Origin of the sequence: Chryseobacterium tongliaonense, from assembly GCF_041224435.1 — a bacterium.
Lineage (GTDB): Bacteria > Bacteroidota > Bacteroidia > Flavobacteriales > Weeksellaceae > Chryseobacterium > Chryseobacterium tongliaoense.
Genome location: NZ_JBGFFD010000016.1, coordinates 1 through 17256, shown reverse-complemented (window position 1 = coordinate 17256; position 17256 = coordinate 1). Strand labels below are relative to the sequence as shown.

Here is a 17256-nt window from a genome sequence, read left to right as displayed (position 1 = left end):
GAACAATAAAAAGAATAAAAAATATATTTACAGCACTGATATTAGCGGTGATCGCGGTTTCTTGTGTAACGAAAGTTGCCTACAAGGAGCCGGATCCCCAGCTTCCGGAAGAATTCCGGTTTACAGCGACCGCTGATACGGCAAGTATTGCCAATCTGGAATGGAGAAAATTCTTCAATGATCCTATTTTACAAGGTTTAATTGAAAAAGGAATTGCCAATAACTATGACCTTCAGATTGCATTAAAACAGGTAGCTTCTTCACAGGAGAGATTACTGCAGGCAAAATACCTTCAATATCCTGACATCGGTTTCGGAGTTTCAGCGCAGATTTCAAGACCTTCAAAAAACAGCATGAACGGGCAAAGCCTTAATTTATTTTTAGGAAAAAGCCATGTTGAAGATTACAACGCAGCATTCAACCTTTCATGGGAAGCCGATATCTGGGGGAAAATAAAAAACCAGCAGGAAGTTTCAAGAATGCAGTACCTGCAGACTTATGAAGCCACCAAAGCCATCCAGACACAGGTAGTGGCTGCGATCGCCCAGGGATATTATAATCTACTGATGCTTGACAAACAGATGGAAATTGCTAAATCTAACCTGGAATTAAGCAATAACACATTGTCGATCACTCAAAAAATGTGGGATAGCGGAGATACAACTTCTCTCGGAGTTCAGCAGGCAACTGCACAGAAGCAGTCTACAGAGCTTTTGATCTCCCAGTTGGAACAAAATATTGCCATTCAGGAAAATGCATTGAGCATCCTGGTTGGAGAAACTCCGAATAAAGTAAACAGAACGATCGAAATGTCTGACACATCATTGCCACAGGATATTTCAGCAGGATTACCTGCAGCGATGGTAAGCCGTCGTCCGGATGTCCGTCAGCAGGAACTGGTTTTACTGGAATCCAATGCAATGGTGGGAATTGCTCAGGCCAATATGTACCCTTCTCTAAAGATTACAGCAAACGGTGGCGTTAATTCTTTCAAAATTGACAACTGGTTTCAGATTCCGGCTTCATTGTTCGGATCTGTTTTAGGCGGAATTACCCAGCCTATTTTCCAGAAAAGACAATTGAAAACCGATTTGAATGTTGCTAAAATTCAGAGAGAGAAAAATGTACTGGCATTCCGTCAGTCTGTTTTAAATGCAGTAGGCGAAGTTTCCGATGCTTTGGTTTCCAATGAAAGCTTAAAAGTTCAGGAACAAAAAGCAACAGAACAGGTTGCTACTTTAAAGGACGGGATTAAAAGTGCCCAGATGCTTTACAAAGGCGGCTTGGCCAATTACCTTGAAGTGATTACAGCTCAGGGAAATTCTCTGCAGGCAGAACTGAATCTTGCGTCTGTAAAAAGACAACGATTGAGCAGCATTGTGGATCTTTACAGAGCTTTAGGCGGCGGTTGGAAGTAGTAAATTAATTATATTGTTGAAGTGCGGTCTTTCGGGATCGCACTTTTTTTATTCTGACTTTAAATTATTTAAATGCAAAGCCTAATAAGAAAAAAGCTGTTTCAAATGAGCAAAGACAGCGGTAAACCGACTATAAAGCCTGCTTTTTAAAATCAATTTCATTGATTCAGACTTTGCCCCTTTAAATATTCAGTAATAGGACTCAATCTTTGCGTTAAAAATACTCGCAAATTAATGAAACCTGAATCATAAAACTTAATAGAATCTTAGTGGTTTAAATTTCCTGAAGTTTCAGAAATCCATTGAATTAGATTATCAAAATCATTTTGAGAATATCCAAGTTGCAGATAGTGGATATCATCCGCTTTCCGGTACCACGTCAATTGGCGTTTTGCATATCGCCGGCTGTTTTTCTTGATTTCAGAAACCGCAAAATCCAGATCCCATTCACCATCAAAATATTTGAAAAGTTCGGCGTACCCAACCGTATTCAGGGCAGTCAGATCTTTAAATTCTTCCAGACCTTTTGCTTCTTCCAGCAAGCCTTTCTCCATCATTATATCCACTCTCCTGTTGATCCTGTCATACAATTCTTCTCTTGGAGCTTCAATTCCGATCCTGATTACATTAAAATGTCTGGAATCCTGTGAAACAGCAATCAGTTCAGAATACTTTTTGCCGGTCTGCCAAATCACATCAATAGCTCTTAAAAGCCTCCGGTGATTGTGAAAATCTACCACTTCATAATATTCAGGGTCTAGTTCCTTTAAGACTTCCTGCAGCTTTTCGATTCCTTCTTCATCAAAGATTTCCTGTAGTTTTTTCTGGTTTTCCTCATCAGCTTCCGGCAGGTCATTCAATCCTTCAATCACGGCTTTTTCATACATCATACTTCCGCCGACAAGGATCACGGTATCATGATTTTCAAAAAGTTCGTTGAGTTTTTTTAAGGCATCTTCTTCGTACTGCCCGATAGAGTAATAATCTTTAACCGAAAGATTTCCGATAAAATGATGGGTGGCTTCAGATAACTCTTCTTCTGACGGAGCTGCCGTCCCGATTTTCATTTCCTTAAAAAACTGGCGTGAATCACAGGAAATAATTTCCGTATTGAAATGGTTAGCCAGATCAATTGCTAATTTCGTTTTTCCAATTCCGGTGGGTCCTACTACAGAAATCAAATTTTTCACAGTGCTAATTTAAATGTTTATCTTTGTACAACAATAAAAAACTATGATTTTATCAATGACCGGATTCGGCAGAGCCGAAGATGTTTTTGAAGGAAAAAAAATAACCGTAGATGTTAAATCTCTGAACAGCAAAAGCTTTGATTTAAATATCAAAATACCGTTGCGTTATAAGGAGAAAGAATTTGAGATCAGAAAAATTCTTAACGACAGAATTATCCGTGGGAAAGTAGATTGTTATATTAATTTAGAAAATCTCGAAGAAACAAATGATGTGAAGATCAATAAAAACCTTATTGATTCTTATATCAGTGAGCTTCGCAATATTGCTTCCGACGGACCTGATTTTGAATATCTTAAAATGGCAGTAAGGCTTCCGGATGCTATCACATCAAAACCTGATGAACTTACGGAAGGCGAATGGGAATCTTTAGCAAAAATCGTCAACGCTGCGGTAGACCGATTTGAAGAGTTCAGGAAAACTGAAGGAAAAACCTTACATGAAGAACTGGAAAAAAATATTCAGAATATTGATAAATATCTGTCTGAAGTTATTCCGTTTGAAGAAGTAAGAATCCAGAGCGTGAAAGAGCGTTATCAGAAATCCCTAAAAGAATTTGAAAATGTTGACGAAACACGTTTCTATCAGGAAATGGCCTATTTTACTGAAAAATTAGACATTTCAGAAGAAAAGGTAAGACTTTCCCAACACTTAAAATATTACAAAGAGGTAATGGATAATGAAGATTTCAACGGGAAAAAATTAGGCTTTATTTCCCAGGAAATCGGAAGAGAGATTAATACATTAGGATCAAAAGCCAATCATGCCGAAATCCAGAAACTGGTGGTGATGATGAAGGATGATCTCGAAAAAATTAAAGAACAGACGTTAAACGTCTTGTAAGTTATAAGTTATTGGTCATGAACTTAAGTTGCATAATACAGCTTCAAAATAGCTCATCATTTATAACTCATAATTCATAACTATTAAAAATGGAAAAGGTTATCATATTTTCGGCACCGTCCGGAAGCGGAAAAACTACATTGGTAAAACATTCTCTGGAAACATTTCCCGAACTTGAGTTTTCAATTTCGTGCACTACAAGACAGCCGAGAGGAAGTGAAGTACATGCGGTGGATTATCATTTTTTAAGTCCTGATGAATTCAGACAGAAAATTGCAGAAGACGCATTTGTAGAATATGAAGAAGTATACACCGATAAATATTACGGTACTTTAAAATCTGAAGTGGAAAAGATCTGGAATCAGGGAAAAGTTGTTATTTTTGATGTGGATGTAAAGGGTGGAATTTCACTAAAGAAATATTTTGGAGAAAAAGCTTTATCCATTTTCATTGAACCGCCTTCCATTGAAGAATTGGAACGGAGATTGATTTCAAGAAATACGGATGATGCGGAAACCATCAAAACCCGTGTAGAAAAGGCAGAAGAAGAAATGTCTTATGCTAAAGATTTCGACAAAATCGTAATCAATACTGATTTGGATGAAGCAAAAAAAGAAATAGAAAGTTTAATAAAAAATTTTATAGAGAGAAACTAGAAGTTAGAAATTAGAAGTTAGTCTTACGATTAATAAAAGCGATCAGGAGTTGGCTCCTAATTTCTAACCTCAACCTTCTATAATCAAAAAAAACATTGAGGTTGATATGAGTACCGAAACATTAGAAAGAGCTAAATCTGCAATTCCTGTGAAGGGATTTTTGGATATAAAAGATTTGGTGATTCCTCAAGGAGAAGAATTGGTGAAAGCCATTCTTAAATTGAAAGAAGAAAAAAATGCGGTTATTTTAGCGCATTATTACCAACCCGGAGAAATTCAGGATATCGCTGATTTCCTGGGCGACTCTCTGCAGCTGGCAAGGCAGGCAAAAGAAACCAATGCCGATATGATTGTATTCTGTGGAGTACACTTCATGGCCGAAGCAGCCAAAATTCTGAACCCGACTAAAAAAGTAGTGCTTCCCGATACCATGGCAGGATGCTCTTTAGCTGACGGATGCTCAGGAGAAGGATTGAGAAAAATGCGTGAGCAGCACCCGAATGCTTTGATCGCCACTTACATCAACTGTAATGCTGAAACCAAAGCTGAAAGTGATATTATCGTGACAAGCTCCAACGCAGAAACCGTAATCGAAGCCCTTCCGAAAGACAGACCTATTATTTTCGCACCGGATAAAAATCTGGGAAGATATCTATCCAAGAAAACAGGCCGCGATATGATCCTTTGGGACGGAAGCTGTATTGTACACGAAGCATTTTCAATGGAAAGAATCGCCCAACAAATGGCAGATCATCCTGATGCGAAACTGATTGCCCACCCTGAAAGTGAAGAAGCTGTTTTAAAACTGGCTCATTTTATAGGATCAACTTCTGCCCTATTAAATTTCGTAGAAAAAGATGACTGCCAGAAATTCATTATCGCCACTGAAGAAGGAATTCTTCACGAAATGAAAAAACGTGCACCTCATAAAGAATTGATTCCGGCTTTGGTTTTTGATGAAAGCTGCAACTGTTCCGAGTGTTTCTACATGAAACGCAATACCATGGAAAAGTTGTATCTATGCATGAAGTACGAACTTCCTGAAATTCTTATCGATGAAGAACTGAGATTGAAAGCATTGAAACCGATTGAAGCCATGCTTGATCTCTCAAAAAGCATAAAATAATTTTTCACCACCTATTGAATATTTACTTATATTTGAGCTGAATCTCAAACAATATTCAAATGAAAAATTTAAAAAAACTGGACAGAAAAAGTCTTAAAAATGTAAATGGCGGAAGCGAAACCTGCAATTTGAACTGTGAAATTCATGAAACCTGCGGAGTCGGTTGCAACGGAACACTTATCTGTGTCCCGAGAGGCCAGTATATTCCGGATAACTGTTAGAAAATAAAAGCACTGTTTTTCACAGTGCTTTATTTTTTATAACTAGCAGTCGGCGCTTACATCAACACACCTTTTGCAGTTGTCTGACAGAGCATAATAATCCTCGCATGTATTGGAATAGTTAGGTCCGATTCCATAATTGTTACCTACCGGACATCCCGCACAACTCAATGCGCCCCGGATTGTTTTTAATTTGGTTCTTGATAATTTCTTCATAGCATTTGAATTAAATTTTTCATAGTGATTGGTATTGTTTAGTAAATAAATATAACAAATATTTCAGTCCAAAGTGAAAAATTTAACTATTAAGATCAATACAAATAAAAAACACTGATATACAGTGTTTAGATTCTTAAAAATTAATTGGCGGTGCACAGGCGACCTCCAAAAATGACTGAACTTTGCAGCAGTCCGTCAATGCATAATACGCAGCACATGTGCGGACTCCGTTGCTCGGGCCATAGCCTGTTCCGGGCGGATAAGGACAACCTCCGGGGCAAGCTCCGCCACCAATTGATTTTAATTGGGCTCTTGATAATTTTTTCATAACTAAATATTAATGTTAAACGATTGAGTTTATTTAATTACAGCATCGGTGGATAGCAGGTTCCTCCCGGATTGCGCCAACAACCCCATGCACCGTTTTTCTGATAGCATACATAAGCTGCCCCGCCACAGGTATCAATTTGAAACTGAGTAAAACCACCGGTGATTTTTTTCTGTTCTTCCCGTGAAAGTTTTTTAGTATTTTTCATAATAACATTGTTTTAATTCCCTACTCATAAGCTTTTCGGATACCGCTGATTATAAAAACAAATGTGAGACTCAGAATTTTTAAAACAAAGCAAGACTTAGCAGGTGTAGCTGATTTTTAAGCAAGTGTAGAATAAAATCAAGTAATTAATATTATAAAATGAAAAATACAAATCAATCATTCTTATTCAGAACAAAATTCAACAAACATAAATTTAAATATCTTTTCAAATCAACAATACATGCTATACACTGATTAACAAAAGGTTTCATCGTATTCTCATTGATTCACATTCAAAAAAATTGTATGAAAAGGAGGAAAAATATTTTTATTTTCCAAAATAACTTCTACATTTGTCAGACTAAGATGCTATTACAACAAAACATATCTCAGGTTTTATCCGGAATTTTCATTTCGGCGGCAGCATCTGTTACGGTAACTATTTCTACAACTACTACAACTACTACAACCCCATAAACGGGGTAAATTTTCACATATCATTCTGTTGTCGTCTGCTTTTTTATAAGAGCAAAAAAAATCGTTTACAAAAAAATCAAAAACACATTTTATATGAAAGTTTTAAAATTTGGCGGAACTTCCGTAGCCAATGCAGCCGCCATTCTTAAAGTTGAAAATATCATTAAAAAAGAATCTTCTGATGATAAAACAATTGTAGTAGTATCCGCATTACACAGTGTTACAGACACTTTAATTAAAGCAGCTGAATTAGCTTCCGCTGCTGATGAAAGCTATCTGCAGCTCATTAAAGGGCTTGAAGAAAGACATCTGAATCTGGTAAAAGAACTCATCCCTATTTCCGGGCAAAGCTCATGGCTCAGTTTTGTAAAAAAACATTTCAATGACATTGAAGATCTCTGTAACGGTATTTTTATCCTGGGTGAATTTACCGCCAGAATTAAAGATAAAATCACTTCTTACGGTGAGTTTCTCTCTTCCCATATTATTTCTGCAAGATTACAGTTTCAGGGATTGGATTCTTCATGGATGAATGCTGCTGAATATATCAGAACCAATAACCGCTATACCCATGCTAAAGTAGATTTTGAAATTACTGAAAGGAATCTGAAAAGCTATTTTGAAAAAAAACAGAACCGGATCACACTGGTACCGGGTTTTATTGCCAATGATGAAAATGGTAATGCCACGACCTTAGGTAGAGGAGGCTCAGATTATACTGCGTCTATTTTCGCTTCTGTTCTGGATGCTCATGAGCTTCAGATATGGACCGATGTAAGTGGAATGATGACCGCCGATCCCCGGCTGGTTTCCAATGCCAAGGTTATTTCAGAAATCTCCTATCAGGAAGCTATGGAACTTTCCCATTTCGGGGCTAAAGTTCTTTATCCGCCTACCATTCAGCCGGTCATGATAAAAAATATTGATCTCAGAATCAAAAATACTTTTGAAGCGGAAGCTCCGGGAACTTTAATTTCCCAGCATTTGAAACCTCAGGATGATCATCAACAGATCGCTGTAGGAATTTCTAACATGAGTAATATAGCCCTTCTCACTCTCGAAGGAAGCGGAATGGTGGGCATTCCTGGTATCTCAGCTAAGTTATTCCAGTGTTTAAGCCAGCAGAATATAAGTGTTATCCTGATTACCCAGAGCTCATCGGAACATTCTATCACGATTGCCATCAGTGAAAAAGATGCATATCAGGCAGAAAGCGCCATCAATTCAGCATTTGAAGATGACCTGAAATTAAAAAGGATAAACCCGCTGAAAATTGAGAGCGACCTTTCTATTATTGCCCTTGTCGGAGAAAATATGAAAAGCAGAAGCGGTGTAAGTGCAAAAATGTTCGGATGCCTGGGAAATAACGGGATCAATATCAGAGCCATTGCACAGGGATCTTCGGAAAAGAATATCAGTATTGTTATTTCAGAAAAGGATACCCGCAAAGCAGTCAATATTCTCCATGAAGAATTTTTTGAATCTGAAATCAAACAGGTTCATTTATACATTTGTGGAATCGGAAATGTAGGAACCAGGCTTATTCAGCAGATTTACAGCCAGAACGAATATCTTAACGAAAACCTGTTAATCAATCTCAGAATTACAGGACTTTCCAACAGCCGGAAAATGGTATTTTCAAACCGGGGAATTCAGGAAGACAGTTATAAAAATATGCTCGAAAGCGGGGAAACATCTTCTGCATCACAGTTTGCTAAGGAAATTACAAGCCGGAACTTAAGAAACTCTGTCTTTATTGATCTCACCGCCAGTCCGGAAATCCCTGAAATTTATGAAGACCTCTTAAAGAAAAGCGTCAATATTGTTGCGTGTAATAAAATTGCAGCAGCCTCGGATTTTGAAAGCTATAAAAACCTTAAAAATCTTGCCAAAAACCATAACTGTAAATTTTTCTTTGAAACCAATGTAGGAGCAGGATTACCCATTATAGGAACTATTAATGACCTGATAAGAAGCGGTGACAGAATAACTTCTATCCAGGCAGTATTAAGTGGCACGTTAAACTTTGTTTTCAACCATTACGATGGAAGTACACCATTTTCGGAAGTTGTTGCCCGGGCACAGAAAGAAGGTTATACCGAGCCTGATCCAAGGCTGGATTTAGCAGGTACCGATGTTGCCCGTAAGATTTTGATCCTGGCCCGTGAAGCCGGATATGCATTACAGTTTGATGAAATCGAAAATACTGGTTTTCTTCCTGAAGAATGCATGCAGGGCAATGTAGAGCATTTTTACCAGATGCTTCTAAAATATGAAAGTCATTTTAAAAATCTGTTTGATGAAGCCCAAAAGCGGGGGAAAATTTTAAAATATGTAGCAGAGTTTGAAAATGGAAAAGCCAAAGTGGGACTACAGCATATCGCCCCTGAAAATGATCTCTATCACCTGTATGGAAAAGACAATATTGTTATTTTCAAAACTTTAAGATATTCCGAACAGCCATTGGTTGTAAAAGGAGCCGGTGCCGGTGCTGAAGTTACCGCAAGCGGCGTTTTTGCAGATATTATACGTTCCGTTTAAAAATGAAAAAAATGAAAAATATAAAAATTAAAGTTCCTGCTACAATTGCCAATCTGGTTTGCGGTTTTGATATTTTAGGGATGCCCATTAATAAACCTTATGATGAGATGGAGCTGCGGTTATTGGAATCTCCCGACATTATCATCAGACATACGGATAACTTCAATCTTCCGGAAGAAGCTTCAAAAAATGTAGCCGGAGTTGTCTTATTAAAAATACAAGAACATCTGAATCTTAAAACCGGTTTTGAAGTGATCATTCATAAAAACATAAAACCAGGCAGCGGCCTTGGTTCCAGCGCAGCCAGTGCAGCCGGTGCCGCTTTTGCAGCCAATCATTTACTCGGAAATGTTTTATCAAAGGAAAAAATGGTACATTTTGCCATGTTTGGGGAAGAACTCGCTTCCGGAGTGCGGCATGCCGATAATATTGCACCTTGCATTTACGGCGGCATTACCCTGATAAAATCCTCCGATCCTATCGATATTATCCCGTTAAATACTCCTGATCTGTTTATCGCTGCAGTACATCCTCAGGTTGAAGTAAAAACTTCTGATGCCAGACAGATCCTGAAAAAAAACATCAGCATGAAAGACGCCATCCAGCAATGGGGGAATATTGCAGGATTAATCGCAGGTATTGAGAAAAATGACCTGCCCCTGATAGGAAGAAGCCTGAACGATGGTATTGTAGAGCCTGTCCGCAGCATCCTGATTCCTCAGTTTGATGAAATAAAAACCAAAAGCTTAGCGCTCGGAGCTTTAGGAGGCGGAATTTCAGGATCGGGGCCTTCTGTCTTCATGATCGCTGAAAAAGAAGAAACAGCTCATGAAATTGCCCGTATGATGAAAGCTGTTTATGATCAAATTGAAATCGAAAGCTTTGTTTATGTATCTGAAATTAATCCTTCCGGGATTGAAATCGTAGAATAATTTAATATTAAATCAATGAATTACTATAACTTAAAAGATAAACAGGAAGCAGTTAATTTCAAAACGGCTTCCATTAAAGGACAGGGTAAAGAAAAAGGATTATTCTTTCCGGAAAACATTCCCTTGTTTGAAAAAGATTTTATTGAAAACCTGATCCATTTTTCTGATGAAGAGATTGCTTTTCGCTGTATGAAGGATTTTGTCTCTGATGAAATTCCTGAAGGAGAATTAAGAAAAATCATTTCAGAAACCATTTCATTTGAAATTCCGCTTAAAAAAATTAATGATAAAATTTCGGTACTGGAATTATTCCACGGCCCTACCCTTGCTTTTAAAGATGTCGGAGCAAGATTTATGAGCCGTTGCTTATCTTATTTTCTAAAAAATGAAAACAAAAAAGTTACCGTTTTAGTTGCCACTTCCGGTGATACGGGAGGTGCCGTAGCCCACGGTTTCTACAAAGTTGATGGAATTGAAGTGGTTATTCTTTATCCTGAAAACCGGGTAAGTGCCGTTCAGGAAAAACAGTTAACCGCTTTAGGAGAAAATATTACTGCACTGGAAGTTAACGGTAGTTTTGACGATTGCCAGAACCTTGTGAAACAGGCTTTTTCAGATGAAGAGATCAATTCTGCTTTATTTCTTACCTCCGCCAATTCAATCAATATCGCAAGGTGGCTGCCACAGCAGATCTATTATCTGTTGGCATTAAAGCAATGGCAGAAAATGGAAAAAAATCTTCCGGTCATCTGTGTTCCCAGTGGAAATTTCGGAAATATATGTGCCGGAATCCTGGCTTATTTCAGAGGACTACCTGTGGAACATTTCATTGCAGCCTGCAACGCCAATGATGCCTTCCCTGATTATCTGAAAACACAGGTTTTAAAGCCTAAAGAAACCGTTGCCACCCTTTCCAACGCTATGGATGTAGGAAATCCAAGTAATTTTGTACGCATTCTCGAGCTTTTTCATCATCAGTTCAATGATCTTAAAAATAAAATCTCAGGCTATTCTGTAAATGATGACGAAACTTTAAAAACCATTGCCAAAGTCTATGATCAATACGGTTACATTCTTGAGCCTCATGGTGCAGTCGCTTATGCCGCCCTCGAAAGTTATCTGGAGAAAAACACGGACAAAAAAGGCTTTATCCTGGAAACAGCACATCCTGTAAAATTTCCTGAAGCAGTGGAGAAAGCCATCCATGTAAAAATCAAAATCCCGGAGTCTTTAGAAGATTTAATGAATCGGGAGAAAAAAACAGTGAAAATTAATCCTGACTTTAAAGAATTAAAACGATTTTTGCTAAATAAAAATAAAAATTCATGAGCAAGATCTTTTTGGAAGATGTAAAAATATATGCTTACCATGGTGTACTTCCTGAAGAAAACATCATCGGTACTTATTATATCATCAATGCAGAAATTCATACGGATTTGTGGAAAGCTTCCGAATCTGATGACCTGAATGATACGATTAGCTATGCAGATCTTAACGAGATCATTCATAACGAAATGGAAATCAAGTCTAAGCTTCTTGAACATGTTGCCGGAAGAATCATCTCAAAAATCAATGTCAATTTTCCGGAAATCTCCTATATTAAGCTAAAAATCACCAAAACAAGCCCGCCTATGAAAGGTGAAATGAAAGGGGCAAGCATAGAACTTGAAAAGAGTTTTAAACCCAATAATTAATTTTCTTATTTTAGCCAAAAACATCAGAAATTGAAATTCATCAAAATATTATTTTTAGTAGCTTTTATCAATGTTTTCGCGCAGACGAATGTTGATAATCAATTGGCCGTATATAATTTTCCGAAGATTAAATCCAGCATCACTATGCCGGTGACCATTCCGCTTTCGGAAATCAGCAATATGATTAATTCTTCTGTCAAAGAACTGATCTATCAGGATGATTCTTATACGGACAACAATAATGACCAGTTTAAAGTAAAAGTATGGAAAACCCGTCCTATACGACTGGTAGGCGGAACCAATCAGAACCTTTTAATCGAGGTCCCCTTAAAGATCTGGGCTGAAAAAGGCATCGGAACATTGGGCGTCTATACCTATCAGAATACCACTTTTGAAACGGTTATGTATTTTAATACAGCTTTGAGTTTTAAAAACAACTGGACCATTATGACCAATACCCAGCCCAACGGCTTTAAATGGGTAACAAAACCGGTCCTCGATTACGGAAGAGTTCAGATTCCGATTACTTCTTTAGTTGAAAAAAGCTTAAAAGAACAGCAGGAAAAGTTCTGTAAAACGATTGATCAGCAAATGGCAACCCAACTGAATTTCCAGCAATATGCCGTTTTAGCCTGGAATGTTTTTTCACAGCCGTTTAATATCTCTGAGGAGTACAATACCTGGCTAAAAGTAACACCGATCAGTGTCAACATTACTCCTTTAAAATTTTACGGAAACCAGATTGATACCAATATCGGAATCGATATTTATTCCGAAACTTATACCGGAAGCAAACCGGAAGCCTCACAGCCTGTAAAATCGGCTGCCAATTTTAACTTTATTCCTGTTCTTGCAGATAAGTTTTCACTCCAGACAACAGCTAATGTGCCGTTCACGGAAGCCACAAATATTGCAAGAAAAATGTTTCTGGATAAAGAATATGATGTAAGAGGTTCTAAAGTAAAAATCACGGATATCAAAGTCTACGGCGTTGAAAACCGGGTTATGATCGAAGCTGCAACAGAAGGTTATGTAAAAGGAACCGCTTTTATTTCCGGAATTCCGGTTTATGATGATACCAAAAAGAAGATCGTTTTATCTAATACCAAATTCAATCTGAGAACCTCCAATATTCTGCAGAAAACCGCTACTCTTCTTTTCAAAGGAAAAATTGTGAAAATGATTGAAGAAGAATACGGAATTCCGACTCAGGAACTTGAACTGACCTCCAGGAAAAGTATTGAGGAGGCCTTTAATAAAGAATATTATAAGGGTTTAAAAATGAATGGCAGGGTTTTCAATCTGAAACCCACCAGCATTTTAATGAACCCTTCCGGAATTACCGCCGTTATTGACACCAATGCTTCTTTAAAGCTGATGATCAACGGCATTTAAAAAAAACTAAAACTAACTATACCATGAGAAAACATTTACGCATTGTAGAAGACCATCGTGCCGAAAAAAACATAAGATTAGCCAATTATTTTATTGATCTGGTTGTTTTCTATATAATCTACTTTATTTTACTGACTGTTTTATTTATTGTCAGTCCGGCTTTTAATTCGTGGATATCTAATTTAAATCCCATTGCAGACCGGTTTATGAGTGTGATGTTCTACATATTCTACATTTTTCTGATGGAGAGCCTTATGAAAGGAAGGAGCATCGGAAAACTGATTACCGGGACCAAAGTAATCATGATAGATGGCACCGCTCCCTCATTGGGTGATTATTTTATAAGAAATATTATCCGTGGAATTGTATTGATCGATCAGCTTTCCTTTTTGGGAGAAACCGGGCTTCATGACAACTGGAGCGGTACAAGGGTGATTAAAATAAGAGATTATGAAAACCAGCTGAAGGTAAAAAACGAGATAAACAGCATCGGCGCGAAAGAAATCGTTTAAAAAATTTTGTTTGGGTCAGAAAAATTTTTATATTTGCACACTTCAAAAATGGTACTTTGGCCGAGGGGCTAGGCAGTGGTCTGCAACACCATCTACAGCGGTTCGAATCCGCTAGGTACCTCATCGTCTTTCTATAAAACACTGTAAACCAGTTAATTATAGAGAGACGTTTTTCTTTTGTGTCTTTTTTTGTGTCTACAATCCAAAAAACAGTTAATCTATTTCTTTCTCTCCCACTTTGTAACTGTCGAAACTCCGTTCTAATTAAATAAAAAAACCTCCCTAATTGAGAGGTCCAACTTTTCTGGTTGTTAAAAGCTAACTAAAGATTTACAAATTTAGTAATTTTTCATAAAAAAAGTCTCTCAGGGGCAAGAGATTTAATAACCTTCATGTTAAATAATACTTTTATAAAAAATTCAGCCAAAATTTTTGACTGCATAAATGCGTAATGGTTAACGAAAAATCTTCATTGATTTCAATATACGCGCAAACAGATACGGATATATGAATTTAGTTTACAGAAATATTATCACTCGTGCGTGTGCATTGTGACTGTAAAAAACTCCGGTCTTTCAGATTATAAATTGTTAGAATGATCTAACTTCTATTCAAATTATAATTTATACTTTTAATTAAAGACACAAAAGGTTCTCCACAATACTATGTCTGCGTTCTTAAAGTATTAACCGTAAAATCTACGAAAAGTTTTAAAGAAATATCCACAAATAAATCAAATAGTTGTAATACAAATTCAATTTATTTACCTTTGCATTGCTACAAAAACTTAAAAGACATAACTTTACGAAAAATAACGACTTATACCGTTATATAAAGAGTCCGAATGTTTTTGTAGCAGAAAATATATGTCAAGGGCTCTTTTTTATTTTACATACTCAACGGTGTTTCACTCATACATCATAAGGCTTTGCCGAAGTTATCCGATAGACAAAAGTAGGATCAGAAAAATAGAGGTTAAAGAGAATGAAATTAAAAATAAAATTAGTCATCCCGAAGTGCTCTCTCTAAAAATCCCGCAATGTCTAGGTTTGACAACGGGGAACTGCATGAATAAATTAAAGAAAAGAGAGGGGAACGAAATCCCAAAGCAAATTGCTGAATACATAAGAAGTGGGCGCAGGACGGAAGTGTCGGGAGGGTAAAATGCATAAAATCAGCCCATTTGCATACAAATAACAGCAGAAAAAATAAATTTTTTCAGGTCTTTTTTGGCTTTTTTGAGGGTTTCTCCCTCTATTTTCCAATTTTTAAAGGTTTGAAACTACATTAAATGCAGTTATAATAACCTGTCATGTATATACTTAAAATAGTATACATGGCTATGAAGGCTTTAATAAAATTGCCATTCATGTCAAATTAAATAGATCTTAATCATATACACGCGTAATGATTAACAAAAAATCTTTATTAACCAACAATTCTATATATTTCCTTACCCGCGCGTATGGACTCTAAAAACTCGGATACATGGCCTTATATACGTATGCGTGTGACTGTCAGAAACTCGGTTGCAGATCGGGGCGATTCGGGTTGTTATCGGAGCGACTTAATTTATTAGATAAAAAGGAAAACTTTATGAATTTAATTTGCCGAATGTCAATAGAAGACTTCAGTCGTTTATAGGTGTTATACCTGCCGTTTTCTGCAAACCGGTAAATACACTTTTACATTCAGCTAAATGGCCAAAAAACTTACATCTTAACAATAAAATTACTCTCTCACGCGTGCGCGTGCGTATTGGTCAGATATGTGAGGTAACATCATTTTTATACGCACGTTATGATTAACGAAAAACCTTAGTTGATGTCAACATATACGCCCGAACAGATACGGACATATTCATCTTTACGCAAGCATGTAGTGACTCCGAAAAACTCGGTTCCTTATGTACGCGCGTACCGTTTCGATTTTAAAAGATTATCATTGCGAATAAACCACAAAAACCTCTCCAATTGGAAAGGCCCAACTTTTCTGGTTGTATAACTAAACAAAGACTTTTAAAGTTATAAATAAAAGCCTCTCTGGGGCGAGAGGCTAACATAAATGATAAAAAAATTTGAATTACTAAGTTATGTAAAAATCAGCAATAATTGTATATTAGTGGAAACCAAATCCATAGGTATGTTAAAAAAGACTACTAAAGAAATCTTAATTAAAGATTTAGAGGAAACAAAAGCAATGCTAATTCAGACATTTGATAATAGTCAAATACCTTTGCTAAAGGGGGTGCTTTAGATCAATTTTATCTTTCAAAGGCATTAGAATTTCAAAAAAATGCTATTTTGTATGATTCATTATTAAATGTTGGAGGCATTGATGATGACGCAGATCCGGAAAAAGCAGCCCCACTGGAAAAAATTGCAATTGAATTAATGAATATTAAAAGTGTAATTGAAAATCAGCAATAATTATTCAACAAGTCAGCTAATAAAATTCCCTATTTAAATGAATAAAGTGGGGAAGCTAATTTGAAAGTATAATAAAGTGAAATAAGAAACAGATTAAGTGATGAAAAAAATAGGTATTGTTTTAGTTTTTTTGTTTTGTCATGTAATAATTTTTGGACAGACTCCAATTAGGGCTACCAAATATCAAAAATTACAGACATTTTTAGAAAAAGACAGTTTGGCATTTCAACAGTTTTTAATGGCTAAAAGATGTTTTTGTAGGGAAAACTTTCTTACTCTTGATAAACTTAAATCTGAGAAAGAATCTAATATCTCTACTAAAGATTTATATGAATTATTTCGGGTGTTAAAAAAAAGAGGATATTTATTTTTCGTAGCAATTGATGTTCAAAAATTGGCATCTTTTTTTAATAATAAATTGATTAATGAATATGCTTCAAGCAGAGGAAGTATTAGTGATGATGTTATTATGGTTGATAATAAAAATGTATTATGCGAAACCATTTCTTCACAAACTAAATATAATTACAGTCAATACGTTAATTTCATTAATCATTTATCTAATTATAAACTACCATTAAATAAAGATACTGAATTTCTCAAAGAGGAGACTTATTTAGATGAATTATACTACTATTATCCAGGTAAAAAAGAACGGTGGTATAATTTTATGGACATTCATAAAGTACTGGATGATAAATAACAGCTATAAAAATGGAAGTAATTAAAGCGGGGCAAAAAACACGAACGAATCATAATTGATTATGTTGCTAGTAATGTAAATGAAAAATATCATGTAAAAAATCGTGAAATGTTCTATTTTTACCAAAACTATTCAACCGTGAAAAAACTACTTTTATTATTTGTTATTTTTATAACAACATTATGCTTTGCTCAATCTGATTCAATTCAAATATATCATACAGAAAAAGTTGAACTTGCAACAATTTTTGAGACAAAATTTATATACTTCTTTATGCTACATTTTTAGATTGATTAGACATTAAATT

General features: G+C 36.2%; 17 protein-coding genes and 1 tRNA gene. 14 read left to right on the top strand and 4 right to left on the bottom strand.

The window, feature by feature from the left end; all coding sequences use genetic code 11:
* Nucleotides 1-5: 5 nt before the first annotated feature.
* Nucleotides 6-1418: an efflux transporter outer membrane subunit gene (locus AB8P06_RS20075; RefSeq protein WP_369844382.1), complete on the top strand. Its 1413-nt coding sequence runs from the start codon at nucleotides 6-8 to the stop codon at nucleotides 1416-1418.
* Nucleotides 1419-1684: 266 nt separating this feature from the next.
* Here the strand turns inward: AB8P06_RS20075 and miaA are convergent, their stop codons facing one another.
* Nucleotides 1685-2608: a tRNA (adenosine(37)-N6)-dimethylallyltransferase MiaA gene (gene miaA, locus AB8P06_RS20070; RefSeq protein WP_369844343.1), complete on the bottom strand. Its 924-nt coding sequence runs from the start codon at nucleotides 2606-2608 to the stop codon at nucleotides 1685-1687.
* Between the two features lie 43 nt (nucleotides 2609-2651).
* Here miaA and AB8P06_RS20065 point away from each other — a divergent pair, with 43 nt between their 5' ends.
* The 4 genes from AB8P06_RS20065 (at nucleotide 2652) to AB8P06_RS20050 (ending at nucleotide 5512) form a co-directional block, all read left to right on the top strand.
* Entirely contained in the window at nucleotides 2652-3509 is an 858-nt protein-coding gene (locus tag AB8P06_RS20065) for a YicC/YloC family endoribonuclease (RefSeq protein ID WP_369844341.1), read from the top strand.
* A gap of 89 nt (nucleotides 3510-3598) precedes the next feature.
* Nucleotides 3599-4165: a guanylate kinase gene (gene gmk / locus AB8P06_RS20060; RefSeq protein WP_369844339.1), complete on the top strand. Its 567-nt coding sequence runs from the start codon at nucleotides 3599-3601 to the stop codon at nucleotides 4163-4165.
* A 106-nt stretch (nucleotides 4166-4271) separates the two neighbouring features.
* Nucleotides 4272-5291: a quinolinate synthase NadA gene (gene nadA / locus AB8P06_RS20055; RefSeq protein ID WP_007841900.1), complete on the top strand. Its 1020-nt coding sequence runs from the start codon at nucleotides 4272-4274 to the stop codon at nucleotides 5289-5291.
* A 59-nt stretch (nucleotides 5292-5350) separates the two neighbouring features.
* Complete coding sequence (locus AB8P06_RS20050; RefSeq protein ID WP_369844337.1) at nucleotides 5351-5512, top strand: bacteriocin-like protein; 162 nt, start codon at nucleotides 5351-5353, stop codon at nucleotides 5510-5512.
* 42 nt (nucleotides 5513-5554) lie between these two features.
* Here AB8P06_RS20050 and AB8P06_RS20045 read toward each other — a convergent pair whose 3' ends face one another.
* The 3 genes from AB8P06_RS20045 to AB8P06_RS20035 all read right to left on the bottom strand — a co-directional run bounded on the left by AB8P06_RS20045 (nucleotide 5555) and on the right by AB8P06_RS20035 (nucleotide 6267).
* On the bottom strand, nucleotides 5555-5728 hold the full coding sequence (locus tag AB8P06_RS20045) for a hypothetical protein (protein ID WP_369844335.1): 174 nt from the start codon (nucleotides 5726-5728) through the stop codon (nucleotides 5555-5557).
* A 136-nt stretch (nucleotides 5729-5864) separates the two neighbouring features.
* Nucleotides 5865-6059 (bottom strand): hypothetical protein, encoded by a 195-nt coding sequence (locus AB8P06_RS20040; RefSeq protein ID WP_369844333.1) that lies wholly within the window; start codon nucleotides 6057-6059, stop codon nucleotides 5865-5867.
* 37 nt (nucleotides 6060-6096) lie between these two features.
* The gene (locus tag AB8P06_RS20035; RefSeq protein ID WP_369844332.1) at nucleotides 6097-6267 is read right to left on the bottom strand and encodes a bacteriocin-like protein; all 171 of its coding nucleotides are present in this window, start codon (nucleotides 6265-6267) and stop codon (nucleotides 6097-6099) included.
* A 569-nt stretch (nucleotides 6268-6836) separates the two neighbouring features.
* On the opposite strand from AB8P06_RS20035, the gene thrA reads away from it, so the two are divergent.
* The 9 genes from thrA (at nucleotide 6837) to AB8P06_RS19990 (ending at nucleotide 16949) form a co-directional block, all read left to right on the top strand.
* Nucleotides 6837-9284 (top strand): bifunctional aspartate kinase/homoserine dehydrogenase I, encoded by a 2448-nt coding sequence (gene thrA, locus AB8P06_RS20030; RefSeq protein WP_369844330.1) that lies wholly within the window; start codon nucleotides 6837-6839, stop codon nucleotides 9282-9284.
* Nucleotides 9285-9295: 11 nt separating this feature from the next.
* A complete protein-coding gene (locus AB8P06_RS20025) occupies nucleotides 9296-10216 on the top strand; it encodes a homoserine kinase (RefSeq protein WP_369844328.1) in 921 nt (306 codons plus the stop codon).
* 15 nt (nucleotides 10217-10231) lie between these two features.
* Complete coding sequence (gene thrC, locus AB8P06_RS20020) at nucleotides 10232-11545, top strand: threonine synthase (protein WP_369844326.1); 1314 nt, start codon at nucleotides 10232-10234, stop codon at nucleotides 11543-11545.
* Nucleotides 11542-11910 (top strand): dihydroneopterin aldolase, encoded by a 369-nt coding sequence (gene folB / locus AB8P06_RS20015; protein ID WP_369844324.1) that lies wholly within the window; start codon nucleotides 11542-11544, stop codon nucleotides 11908-11910. Before thrC ends, folB begins: the two co-directional genes overlap by 4 nt.
* Nucleotides 11911-11940: 30 nt before the next feature.
* Nucleotides 11941-13305 carry a DUF4403 family protein gene (locus AB8P06_RS20010; RefSeq protein WP_369844322.1) on the top strand — a complete coding sequence of 455 codons (1365 nt, stop codon included), beginning with the start codon at nucleotides 11941-11943 and terminating at the stop codon, nucleotides 13303-13305.
* Nucleotides 13306-13328: 23 nt separating this feature from the next.
* Nucleotides 13329-13817 (top strand): RDD family protein, encoded by a 489-nt coding sequence (locus tag AB8P06_RS20005; protein ID WP_369844320.1) that lies wholly within the window; start codon nucleotides 13329-13331, stop codon nucleotides 13815-13817.
* Nucleotides 13818-13867: 50 nt separating this feature from the next.
* Nucleotides 13868-13938 (top strand) — tRNA-Cys (locus AB8P06_RS20000).
* Between the two features lie 2182 nt (nucleotides 13939-16120).
* Nucleotides 16121-16246, top strand: a complete 126-nt coding sequence (locus tag AB8P06_RS19995; protein WP_369844319.1) for a hypothetical protein — start codon at nucleotides 16121-16123, stop codon at nucleotides 16244-16246.
* Between the two features lie 100 nt (nucleotides 16247-16346).
* Nucleotides 16347-16949: a hypothetical protein gene (locus AB8P06_RS19990; protein WP_369844317.1), complete on the top strand. Its 603-nt coding sequence runs from the start codon at nucleotides 16347-16349 to the stop codon at nucleotides 16947-16949.
* Nucleotides 16950-17256 lie beyond the last annotated feature (307 nt).

Bases quoted from the DNA above. Each gene is read 5' to 3' on its own strand.
- thrA (WP_369844330.1), top strand. From the start codon at position 6,837: ATGAAAGTTTTAAAATTTGGCGGAACTTCCGTAGCCAATGCAGCCGCC.
- AB8P06_RS19990 (WP_369844317.1), top strand. From the start codon at position 16,347: ATGAAAAAAATAGGTATTGTTTTAGTTTTTTTGTTTTGTCATGTAATA.
- AB8P06_RS20035 (WP_369844332.1), bottom strand. From the start codon at position 6,267: ATGAAAAATACTAAAAAACTTTCACGGGAAGAACAGAAAAAAATCACC.
- AB8P06_RS20065 (WP_369844341.1), top strand. From the start codon at position 2,652: ATGATTTTATCAATGACCGGATTCGGCAGAGCCGAAGATGTTTTTGAA.
- thrC (WP_369844326.1), top strand. From the start codon at position 10,232: ATGAATTACTATAACTTAAAAGATAAACAGGAAGCAGTTAATTTCAAA.
- folB (WP_369844324.1), top strand. From the start codon at position 11,542: ATGAGCAAGATCTTTTTGGAAGATGTAAAAATATATGCTTACCATGGT.
- AB8P06_RS20045 (WP_369844335.1), bottom strand. From the start codon at position 5,728: ATGAAGAAATTATCAAGAACCAAATTAAAAACAATCCGGGGCGCATTG.
- gmk (WP_369844339.1), top strand. From the start codon at position 3,599: ATGGAAAAGGTTATCATATTTTCGGCACCGTCCGGAAGCGGAAAAACT.
- nadA (WP_007841900.1), top strand. From the start codon at position 4,272: ATGAGTACCGAAACATTAGAAAGAGCTAAATCTGCAATTCCTGTGAAG.
- AB8P06_RS20050 (WP_369844337.1), top strand. From the start codon at position 5,351: ATGAAAAATTTAAAAAAACTGGACAGAAAAAGTCTTAAAAATGTAAAT.
- AB8P06_RS20040 (WP_369844333.1), bottom strand. From the start codon at position 6,059: ATGAAAAAATTATCAAGAGCCCAATTAAAATCAATTGGTGGCGGAGCT.
- AB8P06_RS20025 (WP_369844328.1), top strand. From the start codon at position 9,296: ATGAAAAATATAAAAATTAAAGTTCCTGCTACAATTGCCAATCTGGTT.
- AB8P06_RS20005 (WP_369844320.1), top strand. From the start codon at position 13,329: ATGAGAAAACATTTACGCATTGTAGAAGACCATCGTGCCGAAAAAAAC.